Source organism: Pseudomonas sp. RW407, assembly GCF_003176655.1.
GTDB classification, from domain to species: domain Bacteria; phylum Pseudomonadota; class Gammaproteobacteria; order Pseudomonadales; family Pseudomonadaceae; genus Pseudomonas; species Pseudomonas delhiensis.
In genome coordinates, this window is the sequence record NZ_QGSL01000088.1 from 677,265 (window position 1) to 680,215 (window position 2,951).

Annotated in this window: 3 protein-coding genes; all 3 read right to left on the reverse strand. The window is 49.7% G+C overall.

What is annotated here, in order from left to right; translation table 11 throughout:
* Nucleotides 1-322, reverse strand: a 322-nt coding sequence (locus DK254_RS34510; RefSeq protein WP_218281413.1) for a hypothetical protein, incomplete at its 3' end; no start/stop codon positions are given.
* Entirely contained in the window at nt 319-1,539 is a 1,221-nt protein-coding gene (locus DK254_RS09580; protein WP_109933589.1) for an AAA family ATPase, read from the reverse strand. The genes DK254_RS34510 and DK254_RS09580, both read right to left, overlap by 4 nt.
* A 159-nt stretch (nt 1,540-1,698) precedes the next feature.
* A complete protein-coding gene (locus tag DK254_RS09585; protein ID WP_109933590.1) occupies nt 1,699-2,853 on the reverse strand; it encodes a catalase family protein in 1,155 nt (384 codons plus the stop codon).
* Between the last annotated feature and the right edge of the window lie 98 nt (nt 2,854-2,951).

Consider the following 2,951-nt stretch of genomic DNA (forward strand, 5'->3'; position numbering starts at 1 on the left):
AGAAGATTTTTGAAGGGAACTTAGTCTTTGGGTAGATGTGTTCGATATGCCAGGATATGTAATGTGATCCCATCGGTCGTTTGCAATAGGAGCATCGGCGGCCGGATTTTCTCTTGAGTAATTCTTTAAGGTCTTTGTTTAGCTGATTTATTCTTGATACCTCAAGCTCTGTTAGAATGAAGGAGAATTTTTTGGTTTCCTTCCTTAGGGCTGGTTTTGTTATGAATGACCAAGCCTCTGTGGCGGTAATTATCTCACTGGTGATGAGCGATACTAGACTTTCTAGTATTGATGAAGTGTTTTGATCAGTAAGGCGTTTCATTGTGGCTTGCTTTCTAGTTGAGAGAGATGTTTCTCTATTAGGTGAATGGCTTCATCGATAGTCTTCTCTTTGGCTGATGGTATGTTTTTTACATTTTTAAGCATCTTTAACTCTTCTATTTTATTATCGATTAATTCTGTTTGATCAGATGCCTCAAGCATGATTTTTGCGATTTTTATATCAATGGATGTGGTGTTATATGTTGCTGTTCTGAAGATGCTCAATATTGAATCTTCAAAGCTCTGGATTTTGTTTGCACTTGTGGCTTCGTATTTTAATTTGCTGATTTCCTCGTCAGATACACGTCCACTCTCGCCAATAGGGTCTAGAATGACAATTGCATCTGATTTTTTGCCTTTTGTTGCTTCGGAAACTATTATCGGAGAGTGTGTTGCAATTAGTATGTGGTAGTTTTTAAGGTTCTCAGTTATTTCTTCTAGAAATTTGTGGAACTCAGCCTGCCATTGCACATGAAGACTGATTTCAGGCTCGTCAATAAGGATTAGAAGTTTTTCTTCGGCATTGGCCAGAATTTTTAGCGCTGTCGAAATTCTGTTTTGTTCGCCAGAGCTTAGGTCTTGAAAACGAATACAAATTCCATTCTTTTTGACCATCGCTCTGACTTCGGGGTTGAGAGAAAGGAAAGCCAAAAGATCCTTGCCTCGATCAATTGTAACTTTATTTATTTCTATTCCAGTAGGTAATACGTTTGTTAGCCATTTTCGTCCCGCAAGAGAAATCTTATCTGTGATTTTAGAGCCTTTCAGTTTTCTTCCATCAACCAAGCTGCCTAAGTTGTCCCTTGTTATGTTTTTTCTCTTTTCTGCATCTGGAAATTTTATGATGAACTCGATGCCAAGGGCCTTTTCAAGGCGCTCGAAATACTTCCTCTTGCCCGGTTTTATTCCGCTGCTCGCTTGCTTTGCGATCTCTCTATCTAGCGAGCTCCAAAATATAGCGTTATTTACCGATCTGGCTCCCAAGTACTTACTTTTTCCTCCAGCTAGAAAGTCAAACTTGTCTGTAATGGAATTGCTTATGCAAAGTATGCTTTTTACTTCGGTCTGTTCGGGTGAATTGTAATGTTCGCAAACTTTTGCTAATAGCCTGCTTTTGCCTGTTCCATTGTTCCCTATTATGTATGTTGTAAATGGTGGTTTGTTATTATTTATAGAGTTCTCTATGTTTTTTGATAAACTCTCTAATAGATCGCTCATTTGAATTTCCAGATGAAATAAATTTTTTCAGATGCTATCTAGGGGCTTGGCTAAATTAAGTTTTTGCCGCTCTGTTGAAGCAGCCGTCGATGGTCAGAGAAAGAGAAAGCTAGTTTGGTTTTTAGCTTAAAGACCATCTTTAGTTTGAAGCCACGCGGATCACTCCCCACCCACCCCATTCCTCTCATGCCGATAAACACTCACCGCTTCATAAACCGCTTTCCGCAACCGGTTGATCCCCCCGATCGGCCGGTGCTCCGGCAGGGCGTGCCAGGGGTTGAAGGAGAGGTTGTCGCACATCAGGTTCTGGTCGCGGCTGTCGAAGTCCTGCGGGGGGATGCTGACCAGGGCGACGGTCTGGAAGGGGGAGTCCTTTTCCTTCCATTCCACGCTGGTGTCTTCGATGGGCATGTATTTGCTGGCGTCCTGCTTTTGCACCTGCAGGGCGAAGCAGGCGGGGACGCGGTCTATCGAGAGCTGCTGGTAGAGCGCGGTGCGCAGGAAGTTCGGCAGTTTTTCGTTGAGTTTCGGCAACTGGTAGTTGGGGCAGGCGCCCGGGGCGGGGACGGTGCGGAACTTGATGTTGTTCTGCTCGCCGAGCTTGTACGGGGCTATGCCGAAGTAGTTGGCCTGCAACGGGCTGGCCGGGGCGGGGGCTAGGGTTTGCAGGGCGATCAGCAGGTGGCGGATTTCCCAGGTGCTGGGCTTCCAGCTGGGGAAGAAGGCCAGGACCTTCTGGCCGTTGGCCTGGGCGTTGAAGTTCTGCCGGTATTCGGCCACGTCGCGGACGAAGAATACCGGGTGGTTGAACATGACGAAGTCCTGCTCGCCGTCGTGGCCCTTGCCGGGCATCAGCTTGGCGCCGGGCACGTCGAGCAGCTTGATGGCCATGCCGCGGGCGTCGTTGGCGCTGTCCTGCTGCGGGTAGGCGTTGCCGTTGGAGAAGCGCACCCAGGCGTTCCACACCTTGCCTGGCTGGGCGAACACGCCCTGGCGCAGGTCGGCGGGCAGGTTGGGGTTGACGGTGACTTCGGCCTTCACGCAGCCGTGGGCCTTGGCGTGGGCGTCGCGCAGCACGCGGGTGTTGTCGCGGTGCTGTTCGACGATGCGGATGGCGTCTTCGATGATGGCCTGGGTCTGCTGGGCCTCGTTCGCGGGGACCTGTTCCTGGGTCGAGACCGGGCCGCTGAACTTGATGCTGTAGTACACCCAGCCGATGCCCAGGCCGACCAGGCCGAGCAGGGCCAGGCAGAGGATGGGCAGCGCCACCCATTTGCCGAGGAGGTTCCAGATCCGGGTGAGCAGTGCGCGCATGGGGGCGGTCCTTTGCGGGGGGCTTTCTTGGTTTTCTTCTGTTGGGTTGGGTGTTCGGGGGAGGGTTTTGCCCTCTCCCTAACCCTCTCCCTGAAGGG